The sequence below is a fragment of the Nonomuraea sp. NPDC052634 genome (genome assembly GCF_040678535.1).
GTDB classification, from domain to species: domain Bacteria; phylum Actinomycetota; class Actinomycetes; order Streptosporangiales; family Streptosporangiaceae; genus Nonomuraea; species Nonomuraea fastidiosa.
On record NZ_JBFATY010000005.1, the window covers coordinates 427,230 to 441,353 of the forward strand.

Sequence of the window (14,124 nt, forward strand, 5' to 3'; positions counted from 1 at the left end):
TGGCCGCGCGGCCGATCAGCACGGTAGAGGCCGCAATCATGGAAGCCGGATGACAGATGTCATGTCGAGCGGCGGTCGGCACGGGCGGCGGGGCCGTTCGCGTGCTCGCCGCGCATGCCCTGGACGGCCGCCTGAACGTCGGGGCGGATGTCGAGCGCCTGGCCGACGCCGCTGATGCGCAGCACCCGCGCGGGCGCGGCCTGGACGGCGGCCAAGCGGAGCGCGCCGCCCTGGTCGCGGACGGCGGCGTCGAGCCGGAGCAGCAGGTAGAGCCCATGGCTGTCGATGAAGGTCACGCCGCCCACGTCCAGGATCAGGTCGTCGCCGGGGCGGAGGTGCTCGTGGACGTACGACTCAAGGCCGCGCTCGTTGGTGGAGTCGAGTTCGCCCCGCACGGCGATGAGAAGGCCGCCGGGCAGGTCGCGGCGGGTGTAGCTCAGGGGCGACGACATGGCGGTGCGGCATGGGGCGAGGCGGCGGGCCGGGGTCGATGGTGTCGGGGCGGGTTGCGTTCCAGCTCAAGCTCCGTGGTGGTCGGCGTGCGTGCTCGGCGCGGTGCGTCTTCGGTCCACTTTCGTCCCTAGTCAGGGGCCGGTCAGCACATGGAGCGAAGCGGGGCGGGTCACGGAGCGAAAGCTCAGGCGTTCAGGGTCTCGCTGGGCGCGCAGCCGTACGCGGCCCGGTACGAGGAGGCGAAGCGGCCGGGGTGGAAGAAGCCCCAGCGGGCGGCGACCGCGGCGACGGTGAGGGTGGCGGGGTCGCCGGCGCGCAGCTCGTCGTGGGCCCTGGCGAGGCGCACGCGGCGCAGGTAGCCGAGCGGGGTGGTGTTCAGGTGGCGGCGGAAGGCGTACTGGAGGGCGCGCGGGCTGACGCGGGCGGCGGCGGCGATCTCCGCGATGCCGAGCGGCGCGTCGGCGTGCTCCTCGATGAACGCGACGGCGCGGCGCAGCGTCTGGGTGTGGGCGTCGCGGCGATCGGCGGCGGCCTCGTCGCCGGGCAGGGCGGCGTTGCTGGGCAGGGCGGCGAGCACGGTGGCGGCGAGTAACTGCCCGGCACCGGCGGCGACGAGCGGCTCCGCGGCCAGGTCGGGGTCCGACAGGACGTCGTCGCGTACGTACGCGATCGTGCGGCGCAGGTGCCGCACGGCCGAGGCCGAGACGGGACGGTGCCCGAGCAGGCGGATCTGCTCGGCCCGGCGGCCGGGCAGCGTGGCCGCCACCTGCTGGAGCAGCCCGGTGTCGAACATGACGATGCTGTAGCCGGCGCGGCGGAGCCGCCCGCTGTAGGGCCGGTCAGGGGGGCTGAGCAGCACCGCGTCGCCCGGCACGAAGACGTCCTCGTCTTCGCCCGCGACCCGGTTGACGATGCTGCCCGACTCGACGAGGAGCAGGCAGACCCTGCCGAGCGGGTTCACCGCGTAGCTCATGTCGTAGTCGAACTCCAGGCGGTCGGCGATCACCGCCCCCATGACGCGGCGCGAGACGCGGGTGCGCGGGCTGGCCACGTCGGATCCGATGCGCATCTTGGCGTACGCCCTGCTGAGGAACTCCTCGGTCTGGCCGAGATCACGGCTTTCGAAGGTCAACGGCTCCATCGGACGCTCCGCTCGTCAGCCCCTCCCGCGATGGTAAGGCGCGCCCTGGTCACGGATCATGCGAGTTCCTGCCACACACCCGCGCCCTCATCCGCTGCCGCCCCTGCCGTCACCCCCCACAGCGCGGCCACACGCCGGGGACCCCAGAGCGAGGACGAGCGGGGGTCCATGGTGGCGAGGTGGCGGGCGGCGGCCCGGCCCAGCGCGCGGTAGGGGCGGGCCTCCGGGTCGTGGGGCGGCCCCGCCGTCACCTCCCGCCGGCGGCGGCGCAGCAGCACGAACGCGGTGTCCGGCGTGTACGCCGCCCGCGCGGGCGCGAGCGCCCCGATCGTCCCGGCCACGGCCACGCCGCCGAACCGCAGTAACGAACGCCTCGAAGGCCGCGACACCCCCCGATTATCACGCAGGCGGGTCAAAGGCCCGCTCTGAGCGGCACGACGTTGCCCGCCGTGCCCTCGCGCGGGATCGCGAACCAGGTGGCCTTGCCGACCAGGTCGGGCCGGGTGGCGTAACGCTGGGGGTGGCAGCCGTAGAAGCCGTCGGAGAGGCGGGCCACGATGCGCAGGCCGCGACCGTGCTCGGCGGCGAGGTCGTGCGGGGCCTGGGCGGGCAGCAGCGGGCTGCCGTCCACGACGGCGCACATGATCTCCTTGGCGTCCACGTGCAGCAGCAGCTCGTACGGGTCGTCTCCGTACATGAGGGCGTTGGTGACCAGCTCGCTCACCATGAGCACGGCGTCGTCAACCAGGTCGGGTGGGAGGGCGAGTTCCGTCAGTCGTTCTCGCATGAGAGCCCGGGCGTGGCCTGCCGTCCGTGCGTCCTCGGGCAGCGGCCAGGCGTACTGCTTACGGCTCCGGCGAGTCGATCGCAGCCTGGTCATGGCGTCTCTTTCCGGTCTTTCCGGTCTGTGCGCTTCCGGTCCTTCCGGTCCTTCCGGTGCTGAAGGGCGGCGCGTTTCGCTCAACAAGAGGACCTGCCTAGGGGTCGACGTACACGGCCGTCGAAACCTGTACGCACGAAAGGCCCGAACGGGTCAAAGATTCGGGGAGAATTCGGCAGGGTTTCGCCCGCCGCCGCGCACGGCCGTACGCGGCCGGGTACGGACACCCGCATGAGCAGTGCAGACCGCAACGCACCCAAGAACGACGCCGCCAAGCGCCGCAAGCGGCCCGAGGCCGAGCACAAGCCCGCCGGCCGGCAGGCGCTGGAGCAGGCGCTGTCGGAGTCGGGCAAGGCCCTGGAGGACCTCACCGGCGGCCCGGCCCCGGCCTGACACCTGAGCCCGGCCCGACCGGACACACGACCCCGGCCCCGGCCTGACATCCATGCTCGGCCGGACGGGACACACGACCCCGGCCGCGGTCTGTCAACCGACGCCTGACCTGGCCTGACGTCTCAAAGCCAGGCCCCGATCTGACATCCGTGCCCGGCCCCGGCTAACATTCCAGGCCGCGCCCGGGGCCGGCAGCGCATCCCCCGGGCGCGCGCCCACTACTCGGACGTACCGCGAGCGTCCTGAAGCAGGGACCAGACGGTCTGCGGGGTGAGCGGCACCTGCGTGACCGACCCGGCGATCTCGGGGAGCGCGTCGGCGACCGCGTTGGCGATGGCCGCGGGCGGCCCGATCGTCCCCGCCTCTCCGGCGCCCTTCATGCCGCCCGGCGTCACCGGCGAGGGCGTCTCCAGCATCGTGATCTCGATGTCGGGCACCTCGCGCGTGGTCGGCAGCAGGTACTCGGTGATCGGCTGGCCCTCGTCGGTGTAGACGATCTCCTCGGTGAGCGCCTGCCCGATGCCCTGGGCCACGGCGCCGCGCAGCTGCCCTTCGACGACGGTGGGGTTGACCAGCACGCCGGAGTCGTTGACCACCCAGTAGCCCTCGACCTCGACGGCCCCGGTCTCCGGATCGACGGCCACGGCCGCCGCGTGCGCCCCGTACGCGAACGTGTAGCCGGGCGGGTCGTAGCTGACCCGCTCCTCCAGGCCGGGCTGCATGCCGTCGGGCAGGTCCCAGCCGCGCCACGCCGAGGTGGCCAGCTCCTTCAGCGGCACCGATGCCCGCGGGTCGCCCTTCACCCGCACCGAGCCGTCGGCGATCTCCAGGTCCTCGGCCGCCGCCTCCAGGCGGTGCGCGGCGATGGCGAGCAGCTTGCCGCGCAGCCGGTCGGCCGCCTGCGTGAGCGCGCCGCCGCCGACCGGCAGCGAGCGGCTGGCGACCGACCCGATCGACGAGTACGGGGTCGATGCCGTGTCGCCGAGCACCACGCGTACGGACTCGATGGGCACGCCCATACGGTCGGCGGCGAGCTGGGCGAGCGTCGTCTCGATGCCCTGGCCGATGGAGACGACACCGGATGAGACGACCACGGAGGCGTCCTGCTCCATGCGCAGCACGGCGCTCTCGTAGCCGCCGGCCAGCATGCCGATCGCCTTCATGTCCATCGACGGCCCCATGCCGGTGGACTCGACGTGGCAGGAGTAGCCGATGCCGCGCCTGCGCCCGTCGTCCTTGGCGACCGGGCGGACCATGTCCTTGAGCGTGCGCAGGGCGCGCGGGTAGTCGCCGGAGTCGTACGCCTGGAACACCCGGGTCGTGCAGGGCAGCTCCTCCGGCCGGTACATGTTGCGCAGCCGCAGCTCGATCCGGTCGATGCCGAGCCTGCGCGCCGCCTCGTCGATGAGCCGCTCCCTGGTCAGGGTGGCCTCGGGCTGGCCGAAGCCGCGGTAGGAGCCGGTGGGCGTGGTCGTCGTGACGACACCGCGCACCCGCACGGCGAACCGGTCGAACCGGTACGGGCCCGGCAGCAGCGTGGCGGTCACCGCGAACGTCGAGCAGCCCACGTTCGACGGGTGGGCGCCGAGGTCGCCGAGCACGTCCACGTCCATGGCGAGGAAGCGCCCGTCGCCGTCGAGCGCGAGCCGCGCCCGGTGCACGGCCTGCCGGGCGGGCAGCGTGGCCACCACCCGGTCGCCTGGCTGCTCCGTCCAGGCCACCGGGCGGCCGGTGCGCATCGCGGCCAGGCAGATCAGCGCCTCGTCGGGGTAGACGTGCTCCTTGCCGCCGAACCCGCCGCCGATGTCGCGGCTGATCACCCTGATCCGGTCGTGTGCCATGCCGAACGCGTCGGCCAGGTGCTCGCGTACGTGGTGGGGCGCCTGCGACGAGCAGTGGACGGTCAGCTCATCGCCGTCGTAGGAGGCCACCACGCCGCGCGGCTCCATCGGGTACGGCGAGACCCTGCCCATCCTGAACGTCATCTCGACCACGTGCTCGGCCCCGTCGATGACGGCCGCGCAGTCCGCGTCGCCCACGGTGAAGTCGGCGGCCACGTTCCCGCCGAGCTCCGGATAGATCGCGGGCGCGTCCTCGGCGATGGCGCGTTCGACGCCGACGACGGCGGGCAGCTCGTCGAGGTGCGGATCCAGCAGGTCGGCCGCGTCCCTCGCGGCCTCGGGCGTGCGGGCGACGACGACGGCGAGCGGCTGGCCCGCGTACCTGATCGTGTCGTCGAGCACCGGATAGGAGGTGAGCCGCTGCCCCGGCGACACGCTGACGCAGGGCAGGCGCAGGCCGGCGGCCTCTTCTGGGGTGATGACGTCGATCACCCCCTCGACGGCCCTGACCGCCTTGGCGTCGCAGCCGAGGAACCGGCCGTGGGCGATGGGGCTGCGCAGCACGTACGCGTGGAGCGTGCCGGGCAGGCGCACCGTGCCGACGTATCGTCCCTTTCCTGTCAGTAGCCTGGCGTCTTCCCGTCGCGGCGTCCGAGCGCCGACATAGGCGTCTCCCATGGCCTGATTGTGAGCGCCGGGCGGCGGCCGGTCTATACGATCCGCGAGAAGGAGCACGTCAGCGGGGGGACGGACCGATGCAAACATTCCTGCCTTATCCGGATTTCGCGGCATCGGCGGCGGTCCTCGACCCGCTCCGTCTCGGCAAGCAGCGCGTCGAGGCGCTCCAGGTGCTGCGCGCCCTCACCGTCCCCGGGTACGGCTGGCGGCACCACCCCGTCGTCAAGATGTGGGCCGGTTACGAGGAGGCCCTCGTCCGCTACGGCCTTGAGGTGTGCGTGCGCTGGTGCTCCCTGGACCGCCCCGACACGTGCGCGGGCACGATGACCACGGAGCTGGCCGCACATCTGGGCAGGCCGGGCGTACGCGATCAGAGCGAGCTCGCGGCGGCCGGCGAGCTGCCGCCCTGGCTCGGCGACGAGGCGCTGCACCTCAGCCACCGCTCGGCGCTGCTGCGCAAGGACCCCGGCTTCTACCGCCCGGTCTTCGGCGACCACGAGCCGGACGACCTCCCGTACGTCTGGCCGCGCTCCGACCGCCTGCCCGACCCGCCGCCATGAACGAACGGGCGAGTCGGCAGTGGCTATCGGGGTAGTTCGTGGTGAAATGACGAGGGAGGCGACGTGGCCATCATTTCGCGCGGTTTCACCGGCAGACGCAGGAACGACAGCGATCGGCTGCCGCCGGGCCAGTACCTTGTCGAGGACTTCCCGGTGCTGTCGGCGGGCCCGACACCGCGGATCCCGCTCGACCGGTGGGAGTTCGCCATCGACACCGAGGACGGGCGGACCCACCGCTGGACCTGGGCGGAGTTCATGGCGCTCCCCCAGGAGACGCCCACCGCGGACATCCACTGCGTCACCCGGTGGTCGAAACTGGACACCGAGTGGCAGGGCGTGTCGCTGGACGTGCTCTTCGAGGACGTCGAGTCGGCCGCCGAATACGCCCTCGTCTACTCCTACGGCGGCTACACCACGAACCTGCCGGTCGACGACCTGCTCGACGGCAAGGCGTGGATCGTGCACCACTACGGCGGCGAGGAGCTGGCGCCCCAGCACGGCGGGCCCGCCCGGCTGCTCGTGCCGCACCTGTACTTCTGGAAGTCCGCCAAGTGGGTACGCGGCATCCGCCTGCTCAACGAGGACTGGCCGGGCTTCTGGGAGACCGCGGGCTACCACAACTACGGCAACCCCTGGCGCGAGCAGCGCTACGAGGGCGACTGATGCGCCGCAGGCTCACCTGGCGGCCGGCCGAACTGGTCGCCGCCAGGCAGGAGACCCCCACAGCGCGCACGCTGCGCCTGCGGGTGCCCGGCTGGCCAGGGCACCTGGCGGGCCAGCACGTGGACGTGCGCCTGACGGCCGAGGACGGCTACACCGCCCAGCGCAGCTACTCGCTGGCCGCACCGGCCGACGGCGACGTCATCGAGCTGACGGTGGAGAGCGTGCCCGACGGCGAGGTGTCGCCGTACCTGGCCGAGGTCATGGAGGTCGGGGACCAGATCGAGGTGCGCGGCCCGGTGGGCGGCTGGTTCGTCTGGCGTACCGACAGCAAGCCGCCGGTGCTGCTGGTCGGCGGCGGGGCGGGCGTGGTGCCGCTGATGGCGATGATCAGGGCGCGCCGGCAGGCGGGCAGCCGCGTGCCGTTCCGCCTGGTGTACTCGCTGCGCGAGCCCGGCCGCCGCTACTACGCCGACGAGCTGCGCACCCCCGACCCCGGGCTCGACGTCACCTACCTCTACACCCGCTCGGCCCCCGACGGCTCGTCCCGGCCGCCACGCCGCATCATGCTGGACGACCTGGCCGAGGGCGGCTGGCCGGCCGCGTTCGAGCCCGACTGCTTCGTGTGCGGGCCGACCGGGTTCGTGGAGACGGCGGCCGACCTGCTGCTCGCGCTCGGCCACGCCCCCGAGCGCATCAGAACCGAACGATTCGGTCCCACCGGAGGCTGACATGACGGCGGAACACCTCGACGGCAACGCGCTGGCCGGCCCGCTCGGCGAGATCTTCGCGGTGGACGCGGTCTCCGCCACCGGCCGCTGCGCGAGCTGCGGCCTGGAAGGGCCGATCGCCTCGCTGCGCGTCTACGGCCCCGACCCGGGGCTGGTCGGCCGCTGCCCCGGCTGCGACGAAGTGATGCTCAGGCTGGTACGCGGCCCCGGCACGGCCTGGCTCGACCTGCGAGGCACCGTTTCCCTGCGCATGAGCGTGCCCGACTGAGTACACTCTGGCTCTGTTCACCGGCCGAGATCTGTACGGCGAGGCTCTTGGCCACGGGCGCCACCCTCGGCCCCGGTCGTAGGGGGAAGTCACGTGAGCAGGGCTCTTGCCGACGCGCCGCCGTCCGGCCACCGCCTCCCGCCGCGCCGCCACTGGCTGCGCTGGGTGATCATCATCTCCGTGGTCGTCGTGCTCCTCGTCGTCGGCGTCGCCGTGGGCGTGTTCGCCCGGCTGACCGGCAACGTCAAGCACACCGACATCACCGCCGACGACCTCGGCGCCACCCGCCCGCCGAAGGTCGCCACGACCGCGATGAACCTCCTGGTCGTCGGCTCCGACCAGCGCGACGGCAAGAACGCGAAGTACGGCCGCGTCGCGGGCGAACGCACCGACACGATCATGCTGGTCCACGTGTCGTCGCGGCGCGACAACGCGATGGTGATCAGCTTCCCGCGCGACTCGCTCGTGCAGCTCCCCGACTGCCGGGCCACCGGCTCCTTCCCCGGTCAGCGGGCGCACATCGGCATGATCAACGAGTCGTTCAACTCCGGCGGCATCGGCTGCACGTGGAAGACGATCGAGTCGCTCACCCACATCCACATCGACCACTTCGTGAAGGTCGACTTCACCGGCTTCAAGGGCATCGTCGACGCCGTCGGCGGCGTGGAGGTGTGCCTGCCCGAGCCGATCGACGACAAGAAGGCGCTGCTGCGCCTGCCCGCGGGCCGCCAGACCCTCAACGGCGAGAAGGCGCTCGGCTACGTGCGCGCCCGCTACAGCCTCGGCGACGGCTCCGACATCGGGCGCATCCAGCGGCAGCAGATGTTCATCGCGTCGATGGTGAAGAAGGTGCTGAGCGGCGACACGCTCAGCAACCCCGCCAGGCTGCTCTCCGTCCTCGACGCCGGCACCAAGGCGGTCACCACCGACCGCGGCCTGACCATCGGCGTCATGAAGGATCTCGCCACCAGCCTCCAAGGCATCGACGTCGGCAAGATCCGCTTCATCACCACGCCGTGGCACTACTCATTGACCCACCCTGGCCGGGTGGAGTGGGTGCAGCCCCAGGCGCGGAAGTTGTTCCAGATCGTCGCCAAGGACGAGAGCGTCGAAGGCGTCAAGGGCGGCCAGGAGAAGGTGGCCCGCTCGAAGGTCCAGGTGGAGCTGCGCAACGGCACCTGGCGCACGGGCCTGGCCACCGAGGTGGCCGCCGCACTCGAACAGCGCGGGTATCACATCGCCAAGATCGGCGACACCGCCCGCAAGCCGCAGCAGGCGACCACCGTGCTCTACGGGCCCAACGGCGCGACACGAGTGCCGACGCTCACGAAAGACCTGCTGAAGAGCCGGCCGCGCGAGCTGGCGGCGGCGCGTACCAGCAGGCTGGTGCTGGTCATCGGTGACGACTGGCAGGGGCTCAAGCCCCTGCGGGCGAACGACGCGGAAGCGCTCAAGGGCTTCGACGCCACGCACGACACCTGCGCCACCTGACCGGTGGACGGGGCCCTCATGGGGCCCGCCGGAGCGTGGGGGCCCCGGCGCCCCGCGAGGCCGGCCCCGGTCAGCGCCCGCGCTCGGGCTCCTGCTCCGACGTCGTAGGCGGGTAGATCTCCTCGCGTCGCGTGTCGGCGCCCAGCTCCTCGCGAAGCCGGTCGTAGTCGATGTTGTGGTGCGCGTACTTCAGCTGGCGAGCGACCTTCGTCTGCTTCGCCTTGGCTCTTCCTCGGCCCATGGCGCCTCCCTAGTCCCCGCTGTCATGCTATCCAACAACATAGCGACTTGAAGAATTATGCAACTGCGCTGGATTAGTCTGGCAATATGCACGTGGAGGTCTACCAGGCCAAGGCCGACTTCTTCCGGACGCTCGGCCACCCCGCTCGCATCCGAGTGTTGGAGCTACTCCAGAACGGGCCGCTACCCGTCAGGGATCTGCTGGCGCAGATCGACATCGAGGCCTCAAGCCTGTCGCAGCAGCTCGCGGTCCTGCGCAGAGCCGGCATCGTCAGCGCGATCCGCGAGGGCAGCACGGTGGTCTACACGCTGGCCACGCCCGAGCTCGCCGATCTGCTCAACGCCGCGCGGCGCATCCTCACCGACATGCTGGCCGATCAGGGCGAGCTGCTTGCGGAGCTGCGCGCCGAGGTCACCTAGCAGGCATCACTCGGCGTACGCCCGCCGCACGTGGCCGGGGTACCACGCGGTGAAGGCGGCGGGCACCACGAACGACAGCACCTTGATGGCGATGACCAGCGCCGTCGCGTGAAGGGAGGCGCGCAGCACCAGGGTCAGGGCGATGGCGGCGGCGGTGAAGGCCACCGCCCAGACCGCGGTGAGCACCGCGTTGAGCCGGTAGAAGCGCGGGTGGTCCCACACCTCTCTGGGCGCCCTCGTACGCGCGATGCCCAAAGTGAACGGCTTGCGGATGGCCAGCGAGCCCCAGGCGGTGCCGGCCAGCCAGACATTGACCAGCGCGGGCCCGTACGGCGTGAGGGGGGAGTGCGGGTCCGCAAGCGAGAGCGCGGTGAGGCAGGCGAAGAAGACCACCGCGCTGCTTTCGATCACCATCTCATCCCATGCCTTGCCCGATCGCCGGTCGATGACCACGAGGACGACGGCGATGACGAGGCCGGTGATGGCGCCCCAGCGCCACTCGTCGCCGGTCGCGACGAACGCGTAGACGATCCAGGGCAGGAAACCGAGCAGTCCGCGCATGGGTGATGCTCCCGATGACGTTCCAAGAGTGACATGTCGAAAGTAGAACTTCCAAGTCCGATATGTCAACATAGGAATATGAGTCTTCGACATGCCGTGCTGGGGCTGCTCTCCGAGGGTTCCGCGAGCGGATACGACCTGATGAAGCTGTTCGACCTGTCGCTCGCCAACGTCTGGCCGGCCACGCAGAGCCAGCTCTACTCCGAGCTCGGCAAGCTGGCGGAAGCGGGCCTGGTGGACGTCACGGCCGAGGGCCCGCGCGGGCGCAAGGAGTACACGATCACCGAGAAGGGTCTCGCCGAGCTGCGCCACTGGCTCACCGAGGTCCCGCCGGCGCGGGTGCTGCGCAGCGACATGCTGCTGCGCGTCTTCTTCCTCGGGCGCGTCTCACCCGAAGAGGCCAAGGCGTACCTGAGCGGCCAGGCCGAACTCGCGCGCAAGCAGCTCGAACAGATCGAGAGCATCCGCGGCCTCGTCGAGAACGGCACCGACAACCTCTCCGTGTACGGCCGCCTCGTCCTCGAATACGGCCACCGCCTCGCCCGCAGCCAGCAGGAGTGGGCCGAATGGGCGCAAAAGCAGATCGGTTAGGCTCTCGGCCATGGTCTCCGAGCTGTTCGATCCCAAGGCGTGGCAGCCGGTCGAGGGATTCGACTTCACCGACATCACCTACCACCGGGCCGTCGATCAGGGCACCGTGCGCGTCGCGTTCAACCGCCCCGAGGTCCGCAACGCCTTCAGGCCGCAGACCGTCGACGAGCTCTACCGCGCGCTCGACCACGCCCGGCAGACCACCGACGTCGGCTGCGTGCTGCTCACCGGCAACGGCCCCTCGCCCAAGGACGGCGGCTGGGCCTTCTGCTCCGGCGGCGACCAGCGCATCAGAGGCAAGGACGGCTACCAGTACGCCGACGGCACCCCCTCCACCGGCCGCCTGCACATCCTTGAAGTGCAGCGGCTCATCAGGTTCATGCCGAAGGTCGTCATCTGCGTCGTGCCCGGATGGGCCGCCGGCGGCGGGCACAGCCTGCACGTCGTCGCCGACCTCACCATCGCCAGCGCCGAACACGCCCGCTTCAAGCAGACCGACGCCGACGTGGCGAGCTTCGACGGCGGGTTCGGCTCGGCGTACCTGGCGCGGCAGGTCGGGCAGAAGTTCGCCCGCGAGATCTTCTTCCTCGGCGAGACCTACACCGCGGCCGACGCCCACCGCATGGGCATGGTCAACGCCGTCGTGCCGCACGCCGAGCTGGAGACGACCGCGCTGGAGTGGGCCCGCAAGATCAACGGCAAGTCGCCGACCGCGCAGCGCATGCTCAAGTTCGCCTTCAACGCCGTCGACGACGGGCTCGTGGGGCAGCAGGTGTTCGCCGGTGAGGCGACGCGGCTGGCGTACATGACGGAGGAGGCGGCCGAAGGCCGCGACGCGTTCCTGGAGAAGCGCCGGCCCGACTGGTCCCCCTTCCCCTGGCACTACTGACCCTGGTGCTTTGGCGCCGCCAGGGCACGGCCCAGGCGGCGTCCCGTGCTTCTTGGCAGACAGGAGCGCAGGCCGCGCAGCCGTGACGGACTTCTTGGCAGACTGGGGCCATGAGGATCACGGTGCCCCCGGCCCTGACCGCCTCTCACCTGCGCCACGCGGAGGACGCGGGGCCGGCCTGGGTCGCCGCGCTGCCCGCGCTCGCCGAGCGCTTCCTGGACGAGTGGGAGCTGCGGCCCGACGGTGAGCCGAGCCACGGCATCGTGGCGCTCGTGCTGCCCGTGGTGCGGGCCGACGGCACGCGGGCGGCGCTCAAGCTCCAGCCTGTCACCGAGGAGACCGCGCACGAAGGGCTGGCGCTGCGCACGTGGGCGGGCGACGGCTCCGTACGCCTGCTCGACGCTGACCCCGCCACCGGCACCCTGCTGCTCGAACGCCTGGAGGCGGACCGGTCGCTGGAGGCCGTCCCCGACGTCATGGCCGCCCTCGAGGTCCTGACCGCCCTCCTTCGCCGCCTCTCCGCCCACCCCGCCCCACAGCCCGCACCCAGCCGTCCCGCGCCCGGCCCAGGCCGCCCCGCACCCGGCCGTCCCGCGCCCGGCCAGCCCGCACCCAGCCACCCGGTACCCGGCCGGCCCGCGTCCGGCAGCACCATGCCCACGGACCCGCCTCCCCCGTCCGAGGGCGACGAGGCCGGTTCTGGAAGCGGCGCGGGCGTGGCGAACCCCGCACCCCACGGGCTGCGGCGGCTGGAGGACATCGCGCGGCGAATGCTCGCGGAGGCGGACAGGGCCGTGGCGGAGCTGCCGCGCGAGCGCGACCGCCACTGGCTGCGTCGTTGCGCCGCCGCGGTCGCCGAGCTGATCCCCGAGCTGGCGGGCGGCCACCGCGACCGGCTCCTGCACTGGGACCTGCACTACGCGAACGTGCTGGCGGCCGAGCGGGAGCCGTGGCTCGCCATCGACCCGAAGCCGCTGGCCGGCGACCCCGGCTTCGAGCTGCTGCCCGCCCTGTGGAACCGCTGGGACGAGGCCGTGGCCACCGGCGACGCGCGCCGGGCGGTGCTGCGGCGCTTCGACCTGATGACCGACGGGCTCGGCCTCGACCGCCGCAGGGCGGCCGGCTGGACGCTCGGCCGGGTGCTGCAGAACTGCCTCTGGCTGGTCCGCGAAGGCGCGCGCGAACTGGACGACGTCCAGCTCACGATCGCCGAAGCCGTGCACACCCGTTGGTGACCGGCGAGCGACCAGAAGCAGGCACCCGGCCGAAACCGCCCCGCCGACCGCCGGTCCGAGACCCGCCTCACGGGTTCGCGAGCAGTCGTGGGAGGGCGTCAGATGGTCAGGACGACCTTGCCGGCGCCGTGGCGGCCCTCCACCTCGCGGTGCGCCTCCGCGGCCTCCTCCAGCCGGTACGTCCGCCGCACCGGCCAGGCGAACTCCCCGGCCGCGTACAGGCGCGCGTACCGGCCGAGCCGCTCGGCTGAGCGTTCGCCGCGCACCAGCCGCACCCCCAGCGCGTCGGCCTTGCCGTGTTCGGCCAGCGTGACGATGCGCTGCCGGTCGGCGACCAGCTCTAGGGAGACGTCCAGAGCGTGCCCGCCGGCCCCGTCGAGTGCGGCGGACACCCCGCCGGGCGCGAGCGCGCGCACCCGGTCGGCGAGGCCGTCGCCGTACGTGACGGGGATGGCCCCCAGCGAGCGCAGGTAGTCGTGGTTGGCCTCGCGGGCGGTGCCGATGACGGTGGCGCCGCGCCGCCTGGCGATCTGCACGGCGGCGGTGCCCACGGCCCCGGCGGCGGCGTGCACCAGCAGCGTGTCTCCCGCGCCCAACCCGATGTCGTCGAGCGCCAGCTCGGCCGTCTGCACGCCCGCGGTGAGCCCGCCGGCCACCTCCCACGGCACCTCGGCGGGCTTGGCGGCGACGTTGGCGGCCGGCACCACGACGTACTCGGCGTAAGAACGCAACGCGCTGAACCCGAGCACCTCGTCACCCGCCGACAGGCCGGTCACCCCGGTCCCCACCTGGTCGATCACGCCGGCGAACTCGTTGCCGGGGATGCGCGGATAAGGAACGTACTCCATGTACGCGGGCAGGAACCCCTGCCGGACGGCCGTGTCGAACGGCTGCACTCCGGCGGCCCGCACACGCACCCTGACCTCGCCCGGCCCCGCCTGCGGGGCGGGCAGCTCCATGACCTTCAGCACTTCCGGGCCGCCTGGTTCGCTGAAGGCGGCCGCCCTCATGACCTCGCTCATGCCGACCAGGCTGCAACCTCAAGAGCGCTTGAGGTCAACCCGATCTCGAGTGGGGAACTTTTCCCTTTAC

18 protein-coding genes are annotated in these 14,124 nt (G+C 72.1%); 10 read left to right on the top strand and 8 right to left on the bottom strand.

All coding sequences use genetic code 11. The features are described from left to right. Positions 1 to 59: 59 nt before the first annotated feature. The 4 genes from AB0K67_RS24445 to AB0K67_RS24460 all read right to left on the bottom strand — a co-directional run bounded on the left by AB0K67_RS24445 (position 60) and on the right by AB0K67_RS24460 (position 2,474). Complete coding sequence (locus tag AB0K67_RS24445; RefSeq protein ID WP_364064326.1) at positions 60 to 452, bottom strand: STAS domain-containing protein; 393 nt, start codon at positions 450 to 452, stop codon at positions 60 to 62. A 185-nt stretch (positions 453 to 637) separates the two neighbouring features. After that, positions 638 to 1,594, bottom strand: coding sequence for a helix-turn-helix transcriptional regulator (locus AB0K67_RS24450; RefSeq protein WP_364064329.1), 957 nt, complete (start codon positions 1,592 to 1,594; stop codon positions 638 to 640). A gap of 56 nt (positions 1,595 to 1,650) precedes the next feature. Beyond that, positions 1,651 to 1,983, bottom strand: a complete 333-nt coding sequence (locus AB0K67_RS24455) for a hypothetical protein (protein WP_364064332.1) — start codon at positions 1,981 to 1,983, stop codon at positions 1,651 to 1,653. A gap of 23 nt (positions 1,984 to 2,006) precedes the next feature. Beyond that, complete coding sequence (locus tag AB0K67_RS24460; RefSeq protein ID WP_364064335.1) at positions 2,007 to 2,474, bottom strand: ATP-binding protein; 468 nt, start codon at positions 2,472 to 2,474, stop codon at positions 2,007 to 2,009. A gap of 231 nt (positions 2,475 to 2,705) precedes the next feature. Between AB0K67_RS24460 and AB0K67_RS24465 the strand changes: the two genes are divergently transcribed. Further along, entirely contained in the window at positions 2,706 to 2,867 is a 162-nt protein-coding gene (locus tag AB0K67_RS24465) for a hypothetical protein (RefSeq protein ID WP_364064338.1), read from the top strand. Positions 2,868 to 3,085: 218 nt separating this feature from the next. On the opposite strand, the gene AB0K67_RS24470 is transcribed toward AB0K67_RS24465, so the two are convergent. Next, positions 3,086 to 5,386 (bottom strand): xanthine dehydrogenase family protein molybdopterin-binding subunit, encoded by a 2,301-nt coding sequence (locus AB0K67_RS24470; protein ID WP_364064341.1) that lies wholly within the window; start codon positions 5,384 to 5,386, stop codon positions 3,086 to 3,088. A 77-nt stretch (positions 5,387 to 5,463) separates the two neighbouring features. Between AB0K67_RS24470 and AB0K67_RS24475 the strand changes: the two genes are divergently transcribed. The 5 genes from AB0K67_RS24475 (at position 5,464) to AB0K67_RS24495 (ending at position 9,096) form a co-directional block, all read left to right on the top strand. Beyond that, positions 5,464 to 5,946 carry an MSMEG_6728 family protein gene (locus AB0K67_RS24475; RefSeq protein ID WP_364064344.1) on the top strand — a complete coding sequence of 161 codons (483 nt, stop codon included), beginning with the start codon at positions 5,464 to 5,466 and terminating at the stop codon, positions 5,944 to 5,946. A gap of 63 nt (positions 5,947 to 6,009) precedes the next feature. Beyond that, entirely contained in the window at positions 6,010 to 6,609 is a 600-nt protein-coding gene (locus tag AB0K67_RS24480; protein WP_364064346.1) for a sulfite oxidase-like oxidoreductase, read from the top strand. Next, positions 6,609 to 7,337: a ferredoxin reductase gene (locus AB0K67_RS24485; RefSeq protein WP_364064349.1), complete on the top strand. Its 729-nt coding sequence runs from the start codon at positions 6,609 to 6,611 to the stop codon at positions 7,335 to 7,337. The genes AB0K67_RS24480 and AB0K67_RS24485 overlap by 1 nt, the downstream gene beginning before the upstream one ends. A 1-nt stretch (position 7,338) precedes the next feature. Beyond that, on the top strand, positions 7,339 to 7,605 hold the full coding sequence (locus AB0K67_RS24490; protein ID WP_364064352.1) for a DUF6510 family protein: 267 nt from the start codon (positions 7,339 to 7,341) through the stop codon (positions 7,603 to 7,605). Between the two features lie 93 nt (positions 7,606 to 7,698). After that, positions 7,699 to 9,096: an LCP family protein gene (locus AB0K67_RS24495; protein ID WP_364064354.1), complete on the top strand. Its 1,398-nt coding sequence runs from the start codon at positions 7,699 to 7,701 to the stop codon at positions 9,094 to 9,096. Between the two features lie 70 nt (positions 9,097 to 9,166). Here AB0K67_RS24495 and AB0K67_RS24500 read toward each other — a convergent pair whose 3' ends face one another. Then, positions 9,167 to 9,337: a DUF3073 domain-containing protein gene (locus tag AB0K67_RS24500; protein ID WP_364064357.1), complete on the bottom strand. Its 171-nt coding sequence runs from the start codon at positions 9,335 to 9,337 to the stop codon at positions 9,167 to 9,169. Between the two features lie 86 nt (positions 9,338 to 9,423). Here AB0K67_RS24500 and AB0K67_RS24505 point away from each other — a divergent pair, with 86 nt between their 5' ends. Further along, entirely contained in the window at positions 9,424 to 9,756 is a 333-nt protein-coding gene (locus AB0K67_RS24505) for a metalloregulator ArsR/SmtB family transcription factor (RefSeq protein ID WP_364064360.1), read from the top strand. 6 nt (positions 9,757 to 9,762) lie between these two features. On the opposite strand, the gene AB0K67_RS24510 is transcribed toward AB0K67_RS24505, so the two are convergent. After that, complete coding sequence (locus AB0K67_RS24510; RefSeq protein ID WP_364064363.1) at positions 9,763 to 10,317, bottom strand: hypothetical protein; 555 nt, start codon at positions 10,315 to 10,317, stop codon at positions 9,763 to 9,765. 78 nt (positions 10,318 to 10,395) lie between these two features. Between AB0K67_RS24510 and AB0K67_RS24515 the strand changes: the two genes are divergently transcribed. The 3 genes from AB0K67_RS24515 to AB0K67_RS24525 all read left to right on the top strand — a co-directional run bounded on the left by AB0K67_RS24515 (position 10,396) and on the right by AB0K67_RS24525 (position 13,032). Beyond that, entirely contained in the window at positions 10,396 to 10,908 is a 513-nt protein-coding gene (locus AB0K67_RS24515; protein ID WP_364064366.1) for a PadR family transcriptional regulator, read from the top strand. 10 nt (positions 10,909 to 10,918) lie between these two features. Then, a complete protein-coding gene (locus tag AB0K67_RS24520) occupies positions 10,919 to 11,797 on the top strand; it encodes a 1,4-dihydroxy-2-naphthoyl-CoA synthase (protein WP_364064369.1) in 879 nt (292 codons plus the stop codon). Positions 11,798 to 11,907: 110 nt separating this feature from the next. Continuing rightward, positions 11,908 to 13,032 carry an aminoglycoside phosphotransferase family protein gene (locus AB0K67_RS24525; protein WP_364064372.1) on the top strand — a complete coding sequence of 375 codons (1,125 nt, stop codon included), beginning with the start codon at positions 11,908 to 11,910 and terminating at the stop codon, positions 13,030 to 13,032. 98 nt (positions 13,033 to 13,130) lie between these two features. On the opposite strand, the gene AB0K67_RS24530 is transcribed toward AB0K67_RS24525, so the two are convergent. Continuing rightward, positions 13,131 to 14,054, bottom strand: a complete 924-nt coding sequence (locus tag AB0K67_RS24530; RefSeq protein WP_364064375.1) for an NADP-dependent oxidoreductase — start codon at positions 14,052 to 14,054, stop codon at positions 13,131 to 13,133. Between the last annotated feature and the right edge of the window lie 70 nt (positions 14,055 to 14,124).

Excerpts from the sequence above, each read along its gene's own strand:
- AB0K67_RS24445 (WP_364064326.1), bottom strand. The coding sequence starts at position 452 with ATGTCGTCGCCCCTGAGCTACACCCGCCGCGACCTGCCCGGCGGCCTT.
- AB0K67_RS24450 (WP_364064329.1), bottom strand. The coding sequence starts at position 1,594 with ATGGAGCCGTTGACCTTCGAAAGCCGTGATCTCGGCCAGACCGAGGAG.
- AB0K67_RS24460 (WP_364064335.1), bottom strand. The coding sequence starts at position 2,474 with ATGACCAGGCTGCGATCGACTCGCCGGAGCCGTAAGCAGTACGCCTGG.
- AB0K67_RS24465 (WP_364064338.1), top strand. The coding sequence starts at position 2,706 with ATGAGCAGTGCAGACCGCAACGCACCCAAGAACGACGCCGCCAAGCGC.
- AB0K67_RS24470 (WP_364064341.1), bottom strand. The coding sequence starts at position 5,386 with ATGGGAGACGCCTATGTCGGCGCTCGGACGCCGCGACGGGAAGACGCC.
- AB0K67_RS24475 (WP_364064344.1), top strand. The coding sequence starts at position 5,464 with ATGCAAACATTCCTGCCTTATCCGGATTTCGCGGCATCGGCGGCGGTC.
- AB0K67_RS24485 (WP_364064349.1), top strand. The coding sequence starts at position 6,609 with ATGCGCCGCAGGCTCACCTGGCGGCCGGCCGAACTGGTCGCCGCCAGG.
- AB0K67_RS24490 (WP_364064352.1), top strand. The coding sequence starts at position 7,339 with ATGACGGCGGAACACCTCGACGGCAACGCGCTGGCCGGCCCGCTCGGC.
- AB0K67_RS24500 (WP_364064357.1), bottom strand. The coding sequence starts at position 9,337 with ATGGGCCGAGGAAGAGCCAAGGCGAAGCAGACGAAGGTCGCTCGCCAG.
- AB0K67_RS24505 (WP_364064360.1), top strand. The coding sequence starts at position 9,424 with ATGCACGTGGAGGTCTACCAGGCCAAGGCCGACTTCTTCCGGACGCTC.
- AB0K67_RS24510 (WP_364064363.1), bottom strand. The coding sequence starts at position 10,317 with ATGCGCGGACTGCTCGGTTTCCTGCCCTGGATCGTCTACGCGTTCGTC.
- AB0K67_RS24515 (WP_364064366.1), top strand. The coding sequence starts at position 10,396 with ATGAGTCTTCGACATGCCGTGCTGGGGCTGCTCTCCGAGGGTTCCGCG.
- AB0K67_RS24520 (WP_364064369.1), top strand. The coding sequence starts at position 10,919 with ATGGTCTCCGAGCTGTTCGATCCCAAGGCGTGGCAGCCGGTCGAGGGA.
- AB0K67_RS24525 (WP_364064372.1), top strand. The coding sequence starts at position 11,908 with ATGAGGATCACGGTGCCCCCGGCCCTGACCGCCTCTCACCTGCGCCAC.
- AB0K67_RS24530 (WP_364064375.1), bottom strand. The coding sequence starts at position 14,054 with ATGAGCGAGGTCATGAGGGCGGCCGCCTTCAGCGAACCAGGCGGCCCG.